The organism is Mesorhizobium sp. B2-7-3 (assembly GCF_006440715.1).
GTDB lineage: Bacteria > Pseudomonadota > Alphaproteobacteria > Rhizobiales > Rhizobiaceae > Mesorhizobium > Mesorhizobium australicum.
Map to the genome: position 1 here is coordinate 68,573 of NZ_VFTY01000007.1, position 16,617 is coordinate 85,189.

General features: G+C 63.9%; 13 protein-coding genes and 1 pseudogene. 3 read left to right on the forward strand and 11 right to left on the reverse strand.

Annotation, left to right across the window (positions count from 1 at the left end; translation table 11 throughout):
* Positions 1 to 4: 4 nt before the first annotated feature.
* Positions 5 to 1,186: a ubiquinol oxidase subunit II gene (gene cyoA / locus FJW04_RS17400; protein ID WP_140715587.1), complete on the reverse strand. Its 1,182-nt coding sequence runs from the start codon at positions 1,184 to 1,186 to the stop codon at positions 5 to 7.
* A 205-nt stretch (positions 1,187 to 1,391) separates the two neighbouring features.
* Between cyoA and FJW04_RS17405 the strand changes: the two genes are divergently transcribed.
* Entirely contained in the window at positions 1,392 to 2,714 is a 1,323-nt protein-coding gene (locus FJW04_RS17405; protein ID WP_140715589.1) for an MFS transporter, read from the forward strand.
* Between the two features lie 56 nt (positions 2,715 to 2,770).
* Here the strand turns inward: FJW04_RS17405 and FJW04_RS30640 are convergent.
* Positions 2,771 to 2,857: pseudogene (locus tag FJW04_RS30640) on the reverse strand (SDR family NAD(P)-dependent oxidoreductase); the annotation flags it as partial.
* Between the two features lie 179 nt (positions 2,858 to 3,036).
* On the reverse strand, positions 3,037 to 5,106 hold the full coding sequence (locus FJW04_RS17415; RefSeq protein WP_140715590.1) for an FAD-dependent oxidoreductase: 2,070 nt from the start codon (positions 5,104 to 5,106) through the stop codon (positions 3,037 to 3,039).
* A 224-nt stretch (positions 5,107 to 5,330) separates the two neighbouring features.
* On the opposite strand from FJW04_RS17415, the gene argE reads away from it, so the two are divergent.
* Complete coding sequence (gene argE / locus FJW04_RS17420) at positions 5,331 to 6,488, forward strand: acetylornithine deacetylase (RefSeq protein WP_041163727.1); 1,158 nt, start codon at positions 5,331 to 5,333, stop codon at positions 6,486 to 6,488.
* Positions 6,489 to 6,503: 15 nt separating this feature from the next.
* Here argE and FJW04_RS17425 read toward each other — a convergent pair whose 3' ends face one another.
* From FJW04_RS17425 to FJW04_RS17445, 5 genes are read right to left on the reverse strand one after another with little or no spacing between them, the layout of a single operon-like run.
* On the reverse strand, positions 6,504 to 7,439 hold the full coding sequence (locus FJW04_RS17425) for a LysR family transcriptional regulator (protein ID WP_015316459.1): 936 nt from the start codon (positions 7,437 to 7,439) through the stop codon (positions 6,504 to 6,506).
* A gap of 49 nt (positions 7,440 to 7,488) precedes the next feature.
* Positions 7,489 to 8,979: an aldehyde dehydrogenase gene (locus tag FJW04_RS17430; protein WP_140715591.1), complete on the reverse strand. Its 1,491-nt coding sequence runs from the start codon at positions 8,977 to 8,979 to the stop codon at positions 7,489 to 7,491.
* 20 nt (positions 8,980 to 8,999) lie between these two features.
* The gene (locus FJW04_RS17435) at positions 9,000 to 9,674 is read right to left on the reverse strand and encodes a DUF1028 domain-containing protein (RefSeq protein WP_140614607.1); all 675 of its coding nucleotides are present in this window, start codon (positions 9,672 to 9,674) and stop codon (positions 9,000 to 9,002) included.
* A 5-nt stretch (positions 9,675 to 9,679) separates the two neighbouring features.
* Complete coding sequence (locus FJW04_RS17440; RefSeq protein ID WP_015316456.1) at positions 9,680 to 10,096, reverse strand: RidA family protein; 417 nt, start codon at positions 10,094 to 10,096, stop codon at positions 9,680 to 9,682.
* A 44-nt stretch (positions 10,097 to 10,140) separates the two neighbouring features.
* Positions 10,141 to 11,415: an NAD(P)/FAD-dependent oxidoreductase gene (locus FJW04_RS17445; protein WP_140715892.1), complete on the reverse strand. Its 1,275-nt coding sequence runs from the start codon at positions 11,413 to 11,415 to the stop codon at positions 10,141 to 10,143.
* Between the two features lie 383 nt (positions 11,416 to 11,798).
* Here FJW04_RS17445 and FJW04_RS17450 point away from each other — a divergent pair, with 383 nt between their 5' ends.
* Complete coding sequence (locus FJW04_RS17450) at positions 11,799 to 13,418, forward strand: GMC family oxidoreductase N-terminal domain-containing protein (RefSeq protein ID WP_140715592.1); 1,620 nt, start codon at positions 11,799 to 11,801, stop codon at positions 13,416 to 13,418.
* Between the two features lie 89 nt (positions 13,419 to 13,507).
* Here FJW04_RS17450 and FJW04_RS17455 read toward each other — a convergent pair whose 3' ends face one another.
* The 3 genes from FJW04_RS17455 to FJW04_RS17465 form a co-directional block, all read right to left on the reverse strand.
* Entirely contained in the window at positions 13,508 to 14,266 is a 759-nt protein-coding gene (locus FJW04_RS17455) for an ABC transporter ATP-binding protein (protein ID WP_167331150.1), read from the reverse strand.
* A gap of 122 nt (positions 14,267 to 14,388) precedes the next feature.
* Entirely contained in the window at positions 14,389 to 15,192 is an 804-nt protein-coding gene (locus tag FJW04_RS17460) for an ABC transporter permease (protein ID WP_140660837.1), read from the reverse strand.
* 95 nt (positions 15,193 to 15,287) lie between these two features.
* Positions 15,288 to 16,271 (reverse strand): ABC transporter substrate-binding protein, encoded by a 984-nt coding sequence (locus FJW04_RS17465; RefSeq protein ID WP_140715593.1) that lies wholly within the window; start codon positions 16,269 to 16,271, stop codon positions 15,288 to 15,290.
* Positions 16,272 to 16,617: the final 346 nt, after the last annotated feature.

Consider the following 16,617-nt stretch of genomic DNA (forward strand, 5'->3'; position numbering starts at 1 on the left):
TCTCTCACAGTTCGCGCCGCAGCAGGCCGAGGGCCGGGGTATCGGCCTCCGCGCTGCGGCTGTCTGTCCCTGGTCGGAGCAGTCCCGCCCCGCGCAGCGGGGACAGGTTCTTCGCCGGCCAATAGGTCGGCCGGGCATCGCGGGAGGCGCGCGAGACGGCAGCGGCCTCCTCCGCCGTGCAGATGCTGGCGACATAGGAGGGATCGTTTCCGAACACCGCGCCGCGCCGCGCGAGCTTGTCATATTGCAGCGGCAAGGTGTTGCGCACACCCGCAAGGCCGAGACCGCCCTTGGCGTCGATCGACATCATCTCGTTCATGCACATCTTGCCGCGCTCGACGCACAGATTGAGGATGGCGCCATAGAGATCGGGATCGACGGAGGCGTAGTGGCGGACGGGTTCGTTCTCGCTCGGCTTTTCGAGTTCGAGATAACTGTCGCGGTTGAGAGCCGCGGATGCGGTCCTGGCCTGTGCCACCCACTGGCTGAAGGCATCATCGGATAGGCCGTGGAAGGCAAAGCGCATGCCCGAAAAGCCGGCGCCGCTATAATTGGCGGAGAAACCGCTATAGGTGCCTGGCCGGTTAATGACGGCGTGCAGCTTCGTCTCCATGCCCGGCATGGCATAGATCTGCCCGGCGAGGGCTGGAATGTAGAAGGAATTCATCACCGCCGAGGAGGTGATGCGGAAGTCGATCGGCTGGTTGACCGGCGCCGCCAGCTCGTTGACGGCAGCGATGCCGTAATCGGGATAGATGAACAGCCATTTCCAGTCGAGCGCCACGACCTCGACCCTGAGCGGCTTGTGCAACTGGGTGACGGGCTGGCCGGGTTCGATCCTGTCGATCCGGCGGTACGGGTCGAGCAAATGCGTGCCGAGCCAGGTCAGCGCGCCAAGGCATATAATGATGAGAAGCGGTGCTGCCCAGATCACCAGTTCGAGTTTCGTCGAATGATCCCAATCCGGCGCATAGGTCGCCGAGGCATTGGAGTGCCGGTAGCGCCAGGCGAAAAAGACAGTCAGCGCCATGACCGGAACGATGATGATCAGCATCAGCAAGGTCGAGACCACCAGCAGGTCGCGCTGCTGGGCCGCGACATCGCCTGCCGGCGCGAGCACGACCATATCGCAGCCGCTCAACAGCCCGGTCAGGGGAAACAGAAGCAAGGCCCCAAATCGTTTCATCAGATGCTGCCCTCGATGGACCGCCGCACGCGGAGGGATGTTGCGGTGCGGTATCAACAAAGGGCTACTGCCGGCGGCGGCGCGCTGACATTGGACAATTTGTCCAATGCCCAGCCGGGGTGGGTCTGGCACAGTGTGCCGCGCACAATGGAATCCCTGTGATTGGGTCCCAGATATTTCATTCCACGCGGTGGCGACGGACAAGATGGCTCAGACTTCGACTGCCGAAACAAACAGCGGGCTGATCGGCTCGGACCACGGCCAGGTCAGCGCGGGCGATATCGCGGTCGGCGTGATCGTGGGCAGGACGTCGGAATTCTTCGACTTCTTCGTCTATGCGATCGCGTCCGTCATCGTGTTCCCAAAGCTGGTGTTTCCGACGCACGACCCGCTCGTCGGAACGCTCTACTCCTTCGCCATTTTCGCACTGGCCTTCATCGCCCGTCCGTTCGGCTCCGTTCTGTTCATGGCCGTCGATCGCGCCTATGGCCGCGGGGCGAAATTGACGATCGCGCTGTTCCTGCTCGGCACCTCGACCGTCGCCATCGCGTTCCTTCCCGCCTATGGCGATATCGGCGCGCTTGCGATCTGGCTTCTGGCGCTGGCCCGCATCGGGCAAGGCGTGGCGCTCGGCGGAACCTGGGACGGACTTCCCTCGCTGCTGGCGCTGAACGCGCCTCAGAACCGGCGCGGCTTCTACGCCATGATCCCGCAACTCGGCGCGCCGATCGGCCTCATCGTGGCGAGTTCCCTCTTCGCTTTCTTCGTCGCCAACCTGTCGGCCGACGACTTCCTTGCCTGGGGCTGGCGCTATCCTTTCTTCGTCGCCTTCGCCATCAATGTCGTGGCCCTGTTTGCCAGGCTGCGCATTGTGGTGACGCCCGAATTTTCAAGATTGTACGAGAGCGGCGACCTGCAGCCGACGCGCATCAGGGATACGATCAGGGCCGAAGGCCGCAACGTCGTCATCGGCGCCTTCGCGCCGCTGGCGAGTTTCGCCCTGTTCCACATGGTGACGGTGTTTCCGCTCTCCTGGGTGTTCCTGTTCACCAATGAGGGGCCGGCGCGCTTCCTGACGATCGAGGCGGTGAGCGCGCTGTTCGGCATCGCGGCCATCGTCGCGTCGGGGCCACTGGCCGATCGTGTCGGACGCCGTGCGCTGCTCGGCGGTTCGGCGATCGCCATCGCGACGTTCAGCGGCTTTGCCCCGCAGCTCCTGGATGGCGGCACCGTCGGGGAGGCCCTGTTCATGGTGTTGGGCTTCATCCTGCTGGGGCTGAGTTTCGGGCAATCGTCGGGCGTCGTAGCATCGAGCTTTTCGCGACACTATCGCTATACCGGCTCGGCGATAACCTCGGATCTCGCATGGATGTTCGGCGCCGGCTTCGCGCCGCTCGCAGCCCTGCTTTTGGCCGGCAATTTCGGCCTCATCGCGGCGGGCGCCTACCTGCTCTCGGGCGCGGCCTGCACCTTGCTTGCCTTGTGGATCGACGGGCGGCGTTCGGTCGCGGATCGTCCGACCGACTGAACTCTATAAATGGCGGGAAGGGTCAGCGAGCGTCGCCGGAGCCGCTGCCCTCCCGGTCAGCGGAACATCGAGCCGCCATCCACGTCGAGCGCGGCGCCGTAGACGAAGCTCGCGGCGTCGGAGCAGAGGAACAGGATCGCTGCGCGGCAAGGTAAGGCTCGCCGAATACACCGGCGCCGTCACGCTCCTCCATGTCGAGCTGGACAGTGGCCAGACCTGCCGCCCGAAACCGGCGCCGAGGTCGGCCTGCGGGCCGAACCCGGGCATCTGCACTTCTTCGACCAGGAAGGGCGGGCGATCTGATCTGCCGCGCCCCGGCGTTCTATTCCGCCGCCAGTGCGGCGACTTCCCGCCGAAATGGCAATGCGTCGCCGATGTCAGGTTCGTCCAGCTCCCGGGCGAAGCGATGGCCGGCATAGGTTGCCCAGGCGATCGGCCCCGGTGCTTCGGCGTCGCCAATGACCTTGACCGAACGGATGCCGTTGTCGCCCCACTCGTTTTCCCGCGCCTTGAGCTCGCGCCAAACGGCGTCGTCCTGATTGCGTGACGTGACCAGGACGACGGCATCGGCCGTCAGATCCTGTTTCGCGCCGGTGTAGACGCAGGCCGTCACGACGCCACCTGAAGCGACACTCGTGACGGTCCTGTTGAGGACGATATCGACGCCGAGTTCAGCCAGGCGGCGGTGAATGGCCCCTTGCTCCAGCGTGTTGCGGGTCCAGTCCGAGACATAAGCCGATGGCGTCACCAGGGTCACCTTCGTTCCCCGAAGCGCCATCAGCTCGGCGAGAACGCCGCCCATGTAATAGTGGTCGTCGTCGAACAGCACGACCTTGCCGGCCGGAACCTTGCCGGCCATCAGATCGTCGGGTGAGTAGACCGGCATCGCGGCGTCGATCGGCATCGGCACGACATGGGCACGCGCGACGCCGTCGCGGCGCCAGGTCGATCCGGTGGCAATGGCGACGTTCTGGAAGCCGAACGAGAGGATGTCACCGGCCGACAGCCGGCTTTCGAAATAGATGTCGACATCGGGCATCTGGCTGAGCTGATACTGCCGATAGTCGCGCACCCTGCCCCAGGCCGACAGGCCTGGAAGTTTGCTTTCGCGCGCCACGCGTCCGCCAAGCTCGGTGCCCGCTTCCGCGATGGCCACTTTATAGCCGCGCAGGCCGAGCGCACGCGCGGCCTCCAGTCCGGCGGGCCCGGCGCCGACGATCAGCACGCTGTCGCTGTCGCCCTTGCCCTGCATGCGCTCCGGATGCCAGCCTTTGCGCCATTCCTCCATGAAGGTCGGGTTCTGCGTGCAGCGCGAGATCGACATGGTCATGTCGCCGGTGATGCAGATGTTGCAGCCAATGCATTCGCGGATGTCCTCGATGCGGCCCTCCTCGACCTTCCTCGGCAGGAAAGGATCGGCAATCGACGGGCGCGCGCAGCCGATGAAGTCGAGCGTGCCCGACCTGATCATCCTGACCATCACGTCGGGCGAGGTGAAGCGGCCGACGCCGACGACCGGCTTCGAGGTCAGCTTCTTGATGCCCGACACCAGGCTTTCCTGCGCCGCCTCGTCCTTGAAGCGTGACGGACCCGAGCAATCCTCCCAAGCGCCGTGCGCGAGATCCCAAAGATCGGGCAGTTCGGCATGCATCTCGATCATGTCGCGGACTTCCGAATTGGCGAAGCCGAGTTCACCGATCATCTCGTCCAGCGACAGCCTGAGCGTCAGGCCACACGCGTCGCCGATCGCGTCGCGCCCTTCCCCGATCAGCTCGCGCATCAGCCGCGAACGGTTTTCCAGCGAGCCGCCATATTCGTCGCCGCGCTGGTTGGTGGCCGTCGACAGGAAATGCTGGATGATGCCGAAGCCGTGCGCGCCATAGAGGCAGACAAGGTCGAAACCCGCCTGCTTGGCGCGTTTGAAGGCATTGCGGTGCCAGCGGCGCAGGTCGCGTATGTCCTCTCTGTCCATGGCGCGCGCCTGCACCGGATCATTGGTGAAGGTGCGGATCGGCAGGGCCGACGGCCCGCGCGGCACCTCCTTGGTGTAGAGGTTGGGGCCATTGATCCCGGAATAGGCGAGCTGGATGCCGGCCAGCGCCCCGTGCTGATGCATGGCCTCGGCCATCTTGGCCAATGCCGGAATGTCGGCATCGTCCCATAGCCGCAGTTCGATGAAGGGCGTGATCTCGGAGGTATGGTGCATCTCCGTCTGCTCCGTGAAGATCACGCCCCAGCCGCCTTCCGACTTGATGCGGCGCATCTCTGCCGCCGCCGATGGATCGCGATAGCCACCGCCATTGCAGTGCGGAACCTGATAGAAGCGGTTCTTGGCCGTCACCGGACCTATCTTCATCGGCTCGAACAGGATGTCGTAGCGTGGGTCGCGCATGTAGCTTCCTCCCTGCCGGCTCGGCACCGCCGGTGCTGCCGAGACTACTCATAAGTTCGAGCCGGCGCGGGAAAACTACGGATTTCTTCTGTGCCGATTAGGACGCGCCTAATCGCGCGCGCCGGCGCGAATTAGTCTGCGTTGAACCGGGGCTGAGCGAAATGCGACTTCAGAGCATCGGCGGCATGATGCTAGACAGCCAGAACCCGACCGAGAGACAGAAAATGGACAGCATCAGGATTCTCGAACGGCTGATCGCATTCCCCACGGTGAGCCGCGACTCGAACCTCGACCTGATCGGCTATGCGGCCGACTTGCTCGAAGCGAGCGGCGTTGCCTGCCAGATCGTCCACGGCGCGGACAGGCACAAGGCCAACCTCTTTGCCACCATTGGCCCGGCAGGCAGACCCGGTGTCATGCTGTCCGGCCACACCGACGTCGTTCCCGTGGACGGCCAGAACTGGACGCTGCCCCCATTCGAAATGACCGAGCGCGACGGCAAGCTCTATGGGCGCGGCGCGGCGGATATGAAGGGTTTTGTGGCCTCTGCGCTCGCGATCTGCATCAAGGCCTCCAGGATCGCGCTTCGGACGCCGTTGCATCTGGCGCTCTCCTGTGACGAGGAAGTCGGCTGCCTAGGCGTGCGCGACCTGATCGAAATGCTGCGTGCGGCGCCGCAACGCCCGCTGCTGTGCATCGTCGGGGAGCCGACCAACATGCAGGTGGCGACCGGGCACAAGGGCAAGCTTGCCGCTCGCGCCGTCTGCAGGGGACGCGAAGGCCATTCGGCGCTCGCCCCGCTGGCGCTCAATGCGATCCACCTCGGGTGCGATTTCGTGCGCGCCTTGCGTGACGAACAGGAACGGCTGGCCCGCGACGGCGCCCGCGACGGCGACTACGACATTCCCTACACGACGGTTCATGTCGGCAAGATCAATGCCGGTGTCGCGCTCAACATCGTGCCCAACCTCTGCCACGTCGATTTCGAGATCCGCAACATTGCCGCCGACGACGCCGCCAGCATTCTCGACAGGCTGCGCGCCGCCGCGGTGCGCATTGCCGAGGACGCCGCTTCGATCGCGGCAGAGGCAGCGATCGACATCGAGATCACCAACACCTATCCGGGCCTCGACACCCCGGCCGCATCGGAGGCGGTGGCTTTCGTCAAGTCGCTGACCGGTGCCAACGACACGATGAAAGTCGCGTTCGGCACGGAGGGCGGATTGTTCAGCCGCGATCTTGGCACGCCTGCAGTCGTCTGCGGGCCGGGCTCCATGGCGCAGGGACACAAGCCCGACGAATTTGTCAGCGTCGAACAGCTGCGTCGTTGCGACGCGATGCTGGACAGATTGCTGGAACGGCTCACGGACGGCTGGCCGTGAGCCGCATGGCAGGCCTCACTTCACGATGCGCTCGGTACCGAAGACGCCCTGCTCGACGACGAAGCGGCGACAGTGGTCGATGAAGGCCTGCACCGTCAGCGTGCGATGCTCGGCGTTCGGCAGGGCAATCCCTATGGTCAGCGGCCTGAGGTCGCCCAACAAAGGCACAAAGACCAGCAATTTGCCGTCCGGCGACATGGTGTTGAGCGGCCGCATATTGGCGATGCCGTAGCCGAAGCCGTTGGCGACCATCGAGCGCATCACGGCGATGTCGCCGGTGCGCTCGACGATCTTGGGCCGCAGGCCCCTGGGCTGGAAAGCCGACAGGAAATATTCCCTGCTGTAGGGCAGGTCAAGCAGCACCATCGGCTCATCGACCAGTTCCTCGGGCGTGATACCTGCCTTCGCCGCCAGGCGATGCGCGGCCGGCAGCATGACATAGGCCGGCAACTGCATCAGCGGCTCGAAAGTCATGTCTTGCGACAGCTCCAGATCGTAGGTCAGCGCGGCGTCTATTTCGCCACGTTGGAGCATCTCGAACAATTGCCCCTGGTTGCGCTCGAATTGCCTGACCCGCACATCGGGATAGGCGTCCTCGAATTTCTTGCGCAGTGCCGGCAGCACGATCTGGGCGAAAGTGAGCAGGCAGCCGATCGCCAGCGGTCCGCGCACCTTTTCGGCGATATCCCCGGCAATGTCGTGCAGCGCATCCGCGTCGTTAAGCAGACGCGCTGCTTCCTTGAGGAACAGGCGCCCGCCCGCCGTCAGCGCCAGCGCGTGCGAATGCTTGCGCACGAAAAGCTGCACGCCGAACTCGGCTTCGAGCTGAGCGATCGACGCCGAGATCGATGGCGGCGAGACATTCACCTGCTCGGCCGCCTTGGCGATCGAACCCGCTTCGCCAACGGCGACGAAATATTCGAGTTGTCTCAGCGTGAAGCGAAGCGGCATAGTGGCTATGTTGCCGGTTTGCAGCCGGCGATCAAGTCGCGGCCGCTTCTCAATATTTTATCCAGGTAGTCTTCAGCGCGGTGTACTTGTCGAGCGCGTGCAGCGACAGGTCGCGCCCGAAGCCGGACTGCTTGAAACCGCCGAAGGGAGTCATCGGGCTCAGCGCATCGACGGTGTTCACGGAAACCGTGCCCACGCGCAGCCCTTCCGCGAGACGATGCGCCCGCGACAGGCTGTCGGTCCACAGCGACGCGGCCAGGCCGTAGACGCTGTCGTTGGCGATGCGAAGCGCCTCGTCTTCGGTGTCGAAGGCGATCACCGACAGGACCGGACCGAATATCTCGTCGCGCGCAAGCGGGTCGTCGGGCGAGACGTCGTCGAAGATCGTGGGCTGCACGAAACTGCCGCGCCCGTCGACGGTAACCCGGTCGCCGCCGGTCACTAGCCGTGCCGACTTCTTGCCGCCATCGACGAAACGCATGACGGTCGCGGCGTGGCGCGCGTCCACCATCGCACCCATCCTGGATGCAGGGTCGAGCGGATCGCCGGGCTGGGTCGCCGTCGCGCGCTGCGCCAGTTTCTCGACGAGCGTATCCTTGATGCCGCGCTCCACCAGAAGCCGGGAGTTGGCCGAGCATACCTGTCCCTGGTTGAAGAAGATGCTGAAGGCGGCCATGTCGGCTGCCGCGTCCAGATCACCGCAATCGGCGAACACCAGATTGGGGCTCTTGCCACCGGTCTCCAGCCAGACCTGCTTCATGTTCGACTGGCCGGAATATTGCAGGAACATCTTGCCGACAGCGGTCGATCCAGTGAAGGCAAGGCAATCCACGTCCATATGACGGCCAAGCGCCTGGCCGGCCGTCTCGCCGAGGCCGGGCACCACATTGAGCACGCCGGCGGGCAGCCCTGCCTCCATGGCAAGCTCGGCCAGCCTGAGCGCCGAGAAAGGCGACTGCTCGGCGGGTTTGAGCACCACCGAATTGCCCGCAGCCAGCGCGGGCGCGCATTTCCAGGTCGCCATGTCGAGCGGAAAGTTCCACGGCACGACGGCGCCCACGACCCCGAGCGGCTCGCGCCGTACCAAAGCAAGGTCGCCTCGGGCCGTCGGCGCCACCTCGTCATAGACCTTGTCTATCGCTTCGCCATACCACTGGAAGATCGCCGCCGACCCCGGCACGTCGACGGTCGCTGCGTCCTTGACCAGCTTGCCCATATCAAGAGATTCCAGCAGCGCGAGCTCCTGCAGGTTCTCGCGCAGCAATTCCGCCAACCGCAGCAGCACCCGTTTGCGATGCTGAGGGGTCGCTCTCGACCAGACGCCGGCCTCAAAACTGCGACGTGCCGCGGCGACGGCAAGGTCGATGTCCTCTTCGCCGCAGGAAGCCACCTCAGCGAGCGTTGCTCCGGTGGCCGGATTGATGCTGGTAAATGTTCTGCCGGAACGCGCGGGCATTGCCTTGCCGTCGATGAACGCCCTGTCGCGAAAACAGATAGCCGAGGCTTTGCTGATCCAATCCTTATGACTGAGTTCGCTCATGCTGGCTCCAGATTGTCGAACTACTCATCACCGGGAACGCCGTAGCTTGGCGCACCGGACGGGTTGAGGGCGCGCGTGACATAAGCATCGAGCTGGGGCTTATAGATGTCCCACAGCATTGCCAGCTGCTCGACCGGACACCCTTCGGTCCAGTCGCAACGCAGGTCGGCGACCGGCCATGACACATCGCGTACCAGTTTCATACCGGCGGAGCGGACAGGCCCCGCCTCGCCGCCGGCCTCGAGCGCGGCTCGCATGGTGGCAATCAGCCGGTCTCCGAGATCGCCCTCGGAGGCGAGAAAGGCGTCCACCATGGCTTTCGGAACCCTATCGCTGGCAAGCAGGTTGCCGCCGCAGGCGACGTCCTCGCCGCGTGCCTCGCTCCAGATGCCAAGCGCTTTCGGTCCCGAATGGATCGCGCTGCCGCCGGCCTTGTCGACCGCCAGGACCTGCCGGTATTCGCTGAAAGCAGCCGTGCGCTTCAGGATCGCGACGGCTTCGGCGGCGGAGGCGCCTCGCGCCATCAGCTCCAGCGCCCGTGGCCCGAGCGTCGGGTCCGTGACATTCTGGCTGGCAACGGCGCCGACGCCGGCCTGTGCATAGGCGCAGCGGGCCGCGACCGCGGGGGATGACGAGGATACCGCCACTCCGAACATGCCGGTGCGCCGGCACCGTGCGACGATGGAAAAGGTCATGGCGCTCAGTCCGGAATTACGGCCGTGCCGTCGATCTCGACCAGCCATTCCGGCCTTGCCAGGGCCGACACGACAAGGCCGGTCGAAACCGGATAGACGCCCTTGATGTATTCGCCCATCGTTCGGTAGACGGCTTCGCGATGGCGGACATCGGTGATGTAGACCACCACTTTCACCAGATGCTCCATGGTGCCGCCGCATTCCTCGATGAGCTGCTTGATATTCTGCATCACCTTGTGGGTCTGCTCGACCGGATCGTGGCTGGCGATATTCTTGGCGGTGTCGAGATCCTGCGGGCACTGCCCGCGCAGATAGATCGTCCGGCCACCCCGTGTGACGACTGCCTGGCACAGATCATTGTCGAGCTTCTGCTCGGGATAAGTGTCCTTCGTATTGAAGGTACGAATTCGGGTATGCTTCATCTTGATCTCCATCAGGTCGGGCTTGCGGCCGTCGCCAGCTTTGGTCAGGCGTCCACGGCCTCGCGCTTCGCGGCGGCGTGATAAGCGAGATATTTGCGCTGCGTCGAAATACGGTCGGCCACGTGCTTGGCATCGTGCCACACGCCCCAGATGAAGCTCGATCCCCTGCGTGACTGCCAGGGGAGGCCCAGGAAATAGATCCCTGGCTCGGTCGAGACGCCGCGCTGATGCCTCGGCCGGCCCTGCTCGTCAAAGGCATCGACCTTCAGCCAGCTGTAATCGACGGCAAAGCCCGTCGCCCAGATGATCGAACTTATCCCGGCTTCGGTCAGATCGAGCTCGAGGATCGGATTGGTTACGCAGTCCGGGTCAGGACCGATCCGGCGGGCAGCGGGTTCTTCGGGAAGCTCGAGACCGTTGCGCGCGACATAGGCGTCGGCCTCGTCCAGCAATGCCATCAGATTGGCATCACCGCGGGCAATGTTTTTGGCAAGATCGGGCGCGAAGGTCATGGCGCCGTCCTGGTACGCCCTCGTCATGCCGACGAGCGTAAGCCCCTGCGCCGCCAGACGGCGAAAATCGATCGTTTCTCCGCCCCGCGCGCCGCTCACCGCGATCGTGACATGCTCCGTGCCGGGTCCTGGAGTTTCGAGGTCCCATTTGCCGAGAACGCCCAGCCACCAGCAGAAGTCGCGGCCGCGATAGGCGCGCGGCGGGCGGTCGTGCGCGCCTACCGAGAGATAGACGCGTTTGCCAGCACGCTGGAGTTCGTCCGCAATCTGGACGCCCGAGGATCCCGCGCCGACCACCAGCACCGCGCCTTTCGGCAACTGCGCGGGATTGCGGTAGGCGCTGGAGTGGATTTGCAGGATGCCGGCATCGGCAGGAACGACGGGCGGGATGACCGGGACCTGGAAAGGGCCGGTCGCCGCGACAACGCTGTTGGCCTCGATCACGCCATCGGACGTCTCGACACGGAATCCGGGCCGCCCTATGTTTCTTTGCACAAGCCTGACCTCGACGCCGCAGCGGACCGGCGCATTGATCTGCTTTGCGTAAGCGACAAAATAGTCGGCGACCTCTTCCTTGGAGGGAAAGCCATCGGGGCCTGTCACAGGAAATTCCATGCCCGGGAAGCGGTCGTGCCAGGCCGGGCCATTGGCAACCAGGGAGTCCCACCGCTGCGAGCGCCAGCGCTCGGCGATGCGGCCGCGTTCGAGAACGAGATGCGGCACCCCGCATTTGCTCAGGTGCTCGCTCATGGCCACCCCAGCCTGGCCGCCGCCAACGACAAGCGTGTCTATCGTCTCAACCGACATGCCCAGTCCTTTTCTGACCATCCGACAGCTCCCGCCGCACGCGATGAAACCGATTTCCGGCGGCCGGCAAACGCAGCCCCCGGAGATCAATTTCGCCGTGTTCCGGACAGGCCGTGCGCCATCCGGTCGCCTCCCCATTGGCGGTCACAAGTAGCAGCACGTGCCGGTGGGCGCCCATAACGAATCTCCGAAGTCACGCGTAACCATTTCCGAATTTCTCGTGCCGATGGACGCATCTACAGTTTCAGCGGCCGGATCCGCAGCGCCGCATGAGCTGGCCGCGAAGCCGGGCACGTGTCGGCACCGAATTGTTGCGGAACAGGATGCAGCCTCGCAGCGGCCCGTTCGGCAATGCCACGAGCCGGCATTCTCGAGGGGCTGGCATGAAGACTGAGAGCTATGATTACATTGTCGTCGGCGCGGGTTCGGCCGGATGCGTGGTGGCCAATCGGCTGAGCGCCGATCCGTCGGTCAGGGTGTGCCTGGTAGAGGCAGGCGGCAGCGACAACAGCCTGCGGGTAAGGATTCCGGCGGGCATTCTGTCGCTCTATGGCAACCCGAACTACGACTATTGTTTCGTCGGCGTGCCGCAGCCCCATCTCAACAACCGCCGCATTCCGGTCAACCGGGGCAAGGCGCTGGGCGGATCGAGTTCGATCAACTCGATGGTCTATATTCGCGGCGCCGCGCAGGACTATGACGAGTGGGCCGGGCTCGGCTGCGCCGGCTGGGCTTACAGCGACGTGCTGCCGGTGTTCAGGAAGCTGGAGCGCAACCTGATCGCCCAGGACCCGCGCTATCACGGCACGGACGGCGAGCTCATGGTCGACAATCCGCGCGATCCGAACATGCTTTCCAGCATGTTCGTCAAGGCCGGCAAAAATGCCGGCCTGCCCGCCAACGACGACTTCAACGCCGAGAGCCAGTTCGGCCTCGGCATCTACAACGTCACCCAGAACCGGGGCCAGCGCTTCAGCAGCTTCACCGCCTTCATGCGTCCGGTGCTTAATCGCGGGAACCTGACGCTGCTCAGTGCATGCGAGGTGGTCGACCTTGTCATCGCCGAAGGGCGCGCCACCGGCCTGCGGGTGCGCCTCGACGGCGAGCAAAAAATACTCGCGGCCAGCCGCGAGATCGTGCTCTGTGCCGGGGCCATCAACTCGCCCAAGATCCTGATGGCATCCGGCATCGGCCCCGCGGACGAGCTGCGGCAGATCGGCATCACGCCGATTCTCGATCTGCCCGGTGTCGGCAAGAACCTGCAGGACCATGTCGACGGCATGATCACCGTGCGCTCCAGGAGCACCAGGACGCTCGGCCTGTCTTTTGCCAACCTGCCCCGCATCGCGGCAGCGCCTTTCCAGTATTTCGCGCGCCGCAAGGGAATCCTCACCACCAACTATGTCGAAGCCGGTGGCTTTGCCAAAACCAGGCACGCGAACGGCCTTCCCGATGTTCAGTTCCACTTCGTGCCGGGCTATCGCAGCCATCGCGGCAGGCTCATCGAATATGGCCACGGCTACGCCGTTCACACCTGCGTTCTCAGGCCGAAAAGCGTTGGCGAGATCAGATTGTCACGGGACAGTTCTCGCCGTGACGTTCTCATCGACCACCGCTTCTTCGCCAACGAGGACGACGCCATGGTGCTTGTCGAAGGCATCAAGATCGCGCGCAGGATCCTGGCCGCATCCGAGTTCGATGCGGTGCGTGGCAAGGAAATGCTTCCGGGCAAGGATGTCAGCAGCGACGACGAGATCCTGGCCTATCTGCGCGCCGAAGCTCTGACCGTCTACCACCCCGTCGGGACCTGCAAGATGGGGACGGACGCGATGGCGGTCGTTGATCCGGCGACGCTGAAAGTGCGAGGCGTGGACGGTCTCCGGGTCGCCGATGCGTCAGTCATGCCGAAGCTGATCGGCGGCAACACGAACGCGCCAAGCATGATGATCGGACAGAAGTGCTCGGAGATGATCCTGGGCTCGGCGTATCGCGGCGAAAGGTAACGATCCGCTCCGCCTTTCAACATCGTAGGCAGTTCAGCGTTGGCAACGCCGACCTGCCGACGACCGTTTGTGTTTCCTCGAGATTGCTCTCAATGATCCTCATCGATCTCGTCGTGCAAGAGGCCGAGGATGCGGCGCTTGAGGGCGATGAACTCGGGTTCGAGGATCACATCCATCGAACGCGGCCTTGGGATGTCGACCTTGATCTCGGCCTTGATCTTGCCGGGCCGGGCCGTCATCACCAAGACGCGATCGCCCAGGACCAGCGCCTCGTCTATATCGTGAGTAACGAACAGCACCGTCTTTTGCTGCCGCTCCCAGACGCGCAAAAGCAGTTTCTGCATGGTGCCGCGCGTCTGGCTGTCGAGGGCGCCGAAGGGCTCATCCATCAACAGAACGGCCGGATCGTTGGCAAGGGCGCGCGCGATCGCCACGCGCTGCTTCATGCCGCCGGAAAGTTGGGCGGGGTAGTGGTCGGCAAACGGCGCGAGGCCGACTTCGTCGAGATACTGGTCGACGATCTGCTTGCGCCGCCCCGCCGGCAGGCCTTTGCGCTTGGGTCCATACTCGATGTTGGCGCGCACGGTGAGCCAGGGAAACAAGGTGTAGCTCTGGAACACCATGCCTCTGTCTGGACCCGGTTCGATCACTTCCCTGCCATCGACCTTGATGCTGCCTGAAGTCGCGTCGTTGAGGCCGGCCGCAAGGTAGAGCAGGCTCGATTTGCCGCATCCCGAAGGGCCGACGATGACGCAGAATTCGTTCTTGGCCACCTTCAGCGACACATCGTCCAGCGCCAGCACGCCGTTGGCGTCGCCGTAACGCAATGTCACGTCCTCAACGGCCATCGTCGTGCCGGTCGAGCGCGGATCGCCGGTCGTCGCGGCCGTGCCGGCCAGATCGTTCGCCTTGATGGTCTCGCTCATTGCTACCCTTGATCCGACTGCGGTTTGCGAGCTTGCGTTCAAAATCAGGATGCCCATGGCGCGACCCTGGCCCTGATAATGCGGAACGCCGTGTCGGTGATAAGGCCCAGAAGCCCGATCGCGGCGATTGCCATGAAGATCACATCGACCTGGAAGCCTCGCATCGCCTTCAGGCTGATATAGCCGAGGCCGCTCGACGCGGCGACGAGTTCGGCCACGACCAGATAGGTCCAGGCCCAGCCCATGGTGACGCGAAGCGTGTCGAGGATGGCTGGAAGCGCGGCCGGGAAAATGACGTGCCACACCGCTTCGCTGCGCTTGGTGCCCAAAGTGTAGGAGGCGTTGACCAGGTCCCTGGAGACGCTGCGCGCACAGTCCGAAATCATCACGAGCTGCTGGAAGAAGGTGCCGAAGAAGATGACCGCTATGCGCTGTTCGATACCGATGCCGATCCAAAGGATGAACAGGGGCACGAAGGAGGTCACAGGGAGGTAGCGGATGAAGTTGACCAAGGGCTCCAGCGGCGCCTGCACCACCCGATAGGTCCCCATCCACAGCCCCAGCGGCACCGAGATCAGTGAGGAGACGATGAAGCCCAGGATCACCACCTTGGCGCTGGTGAAAGTGTGGTAAAAAAGGCTGCCGTCCTGGGACATGCGATAGGTCGTCTGCAGCACGGTTCCGGGCGTCGGCAGGAACATGTTCGGCACGACGCGGCCATAGGACAGCAGCGCCCAGCCGCCGATCACGACCACCCACATCGCCAGCGCGAGTGTCGTTGCCGTGCTGGCGGGAATGTTGGCGAATGGGGTCGTCAGGCGTGTCCACGCCGTCCGCCTCTGTGCCATGGCATGGCCTCCGTTGATTTTCTGAAGCGAGAAGGCTCCGGCCTGTCGGTAAACAGGGGTCGGCCCAAGCGGACCGACCCCGGTTTCTCGAAGGCTCATTGTTCCCTGATGAAGTCGGTATCGAGGATGGTTTTCGCGTCGATCGTCATCTTGAGCTTGCCGGCCTTGCCCCAGATGTCCTGCGCGAAATTCACCAGCTCGGACGCCTCGCTCTTTTCCGGCATACCGAAGAATTCCAGGTTGCGATCGCGATCGTAATAGCGCACGCCCTTGGCACCGGCGGCGAAATCCTCGGGCTTTTCGAGATAGCCGCCAATGCCCTTGGCCATGATCTCATAGGCCTTTTCCGGATTGGTCTTGATGTATTCAACCGCTTTGTAATAGCCCTTGACGAGGGCCTTTACGTCCTCGGGATGTTTTTCGATCAGATCGCATTTGAGGGCGATCACGTCGACGATCAAGCCAGGGGTGGTCGTGGAATCGATCAACACCTTTCCCTTGCCGCCCTTGCGGACCTCGGTGAGGTGCGGCTCCCACGTCACGGCGGCGGGAACCTGGCCGGCGATGAAGGCGGTCGCCGCGTCATCGGCGGTCATGTTGGTAATGGTAACGTCGTCCTCGGTCATGCCTTCCTTTTTCAGGAGCACGTTGAACCAGAATTCGGAAACGGAGCCCTCGTTCAAGGCCACCTGCTGGCCCTTCAGATCCTTGAGCGACTTGATGTCGGGCTGCGTGACGACGCCATCACCGCCGTGGCTGTCGTCGAGCGCAAGGACGTATTTGAAGCAGAGATCGTCCGAGCGGTACTTCATCAGCTCGTCTACGGTGGAGGCGGCGCCATCGAGATCGCCGCCGGCGACCGCAGCCATGTAAAGCGCTGATTCTTCTATGACCTTCAGGTCGACGTCGACGCCGGCCTCCTTGAAGTAACCGAGGTCGCGGGCAAGAAACAGCGGCCCGTAACCTACCCAGGTCGTCATGCCGAGACGGATGGCGCCCGCATTGGCGGGAGCTGCAAGCCCCAGGCCCAGCAGGCCTGCGCCGACCGCGCCCATCAGGCAGTTTCGAAATGTCTTCATTGTCGTGGTTCCCCTATGGCTGTTGCCGGCATCGGCCTCATTCTCGCGGCCTATGCCGGTTGCGTTTCGGCAGCCGCTCTTGTTTGGGCGTCGCCTCCCAGCGAGCCTTGCGTGTTCTAAGGTTTGCAACAGAGCATCCGGGCCGGATCGCAAAAAGAAGTCTTTTTCTGCCCATTGCTTCGTCGAAACCGAAGCGGCTCGATAGCCGATCGGCGGCCTGGCTCTGGACCTGGCTGGCCATTTTCCGCAGGGTCGCCGACAGAAGCGGCCTCAATGCCACGGCGCTCGAAAAGACGAGAGCCCCGTGCGCGAACCCCTCCTGCGGGGCATAGGAACCGACGAGGGC

Excerpts from the sequence above, each read along its gene's own strand:
- cyoA (WP_140715587.1), bottom strand. The coding sequence starts at position 1,186 with ATGAAACGATTTGGGGCCTTGCTTCTGTTTCCCCTGACCGGGCTGTTG.
- FJW04_RS17405 (WP_140715589.1), top strand. The coding sequence starts at position 1,392 with ATGGCTCAGACTTCGACTGCCGAAACAAACAGCGGGCTGATCGGCTCG.
- FJW04_RS17415 (WP_140715590.1), bottom strand. The coding sequence starts at position 5,106 with ATGCGCGACCCACGCTACGACATCCTGTTCGAGCCGATGAAGATAGGT.
- argE (WP_041163727.1), top strand. The coding sequence starts at position 5,331 with ATGGACAGCATCAGGATTCTCGAACGGCTGATCGCATTCCCCACGGTG.
- FJW04_RS17425 (WP_015316459.1), bottom strand. The coding sequence starts at position 7,439 with ATGCCGCTTCGCTTCACGCTGAGACAACTCGAATATTTCGTCGCCGTT.
- FJW04_RS17430 (WP_140715591.1), bottom strand. The coding sequence starts at position 8,979 with ATGAGCGAACTCAGTCATAAGGATTGGATCAGCAAAGCCTCGGCTATC.
- FJW04_RS17435 (WP_140614607.1), bottom strand. The coding sequence starts at position 9,674 with ATGACCTTTTCCATCGTCGCACGGTGCCGGCGCACCGGCATGTTCGGA.
- FJW04_RS17440 (WP_015316456.1), bottom strand. The coding sequence starts at position 10,096 with ATGAAGCATACCCGAATTCGTACCTTCAATACGAAGGACACTTATCCC.
- FJW04_RS17445 (WP_140715892.1), bottom strand. The coding sequence starts at position 11,415 with ATGTCGGTTGAGACGATAGACACGCTTGTCGTTGGCGGCGGCCAGGCT.
- FJW04_RS17450 (WP_140715592.1), top strand. The coding sequence starts at position 11,799 with ATGAAGACTGAGAGCTATGATTACATTGTCGTCGGCGCGGGTTCGGCC.
- FJW04_RS17455 (WP_167331150.1), bottom strand. The coding sequence starts at position 14,266 with ATGGCCGTTGAGGACGTGACATTGCGTTACGGCGACGCCAACGGCGTG.
- FJW04_RS17460 (WP_140660837.1), bottom strand. The coding sequence starts at position 15,192 with ATGGCACAGAGGCGGACGGCGTGGACACGCCTGACGACCCCATTCGCC.
- FJW04_RS17465 (WP_140715593.1), bottom strand. The coding sequence starts at position 16,271 with ATGAAGACATTTCGAAACTGCCTGATGGGCGCGGTCGGCGCAGGCCTG.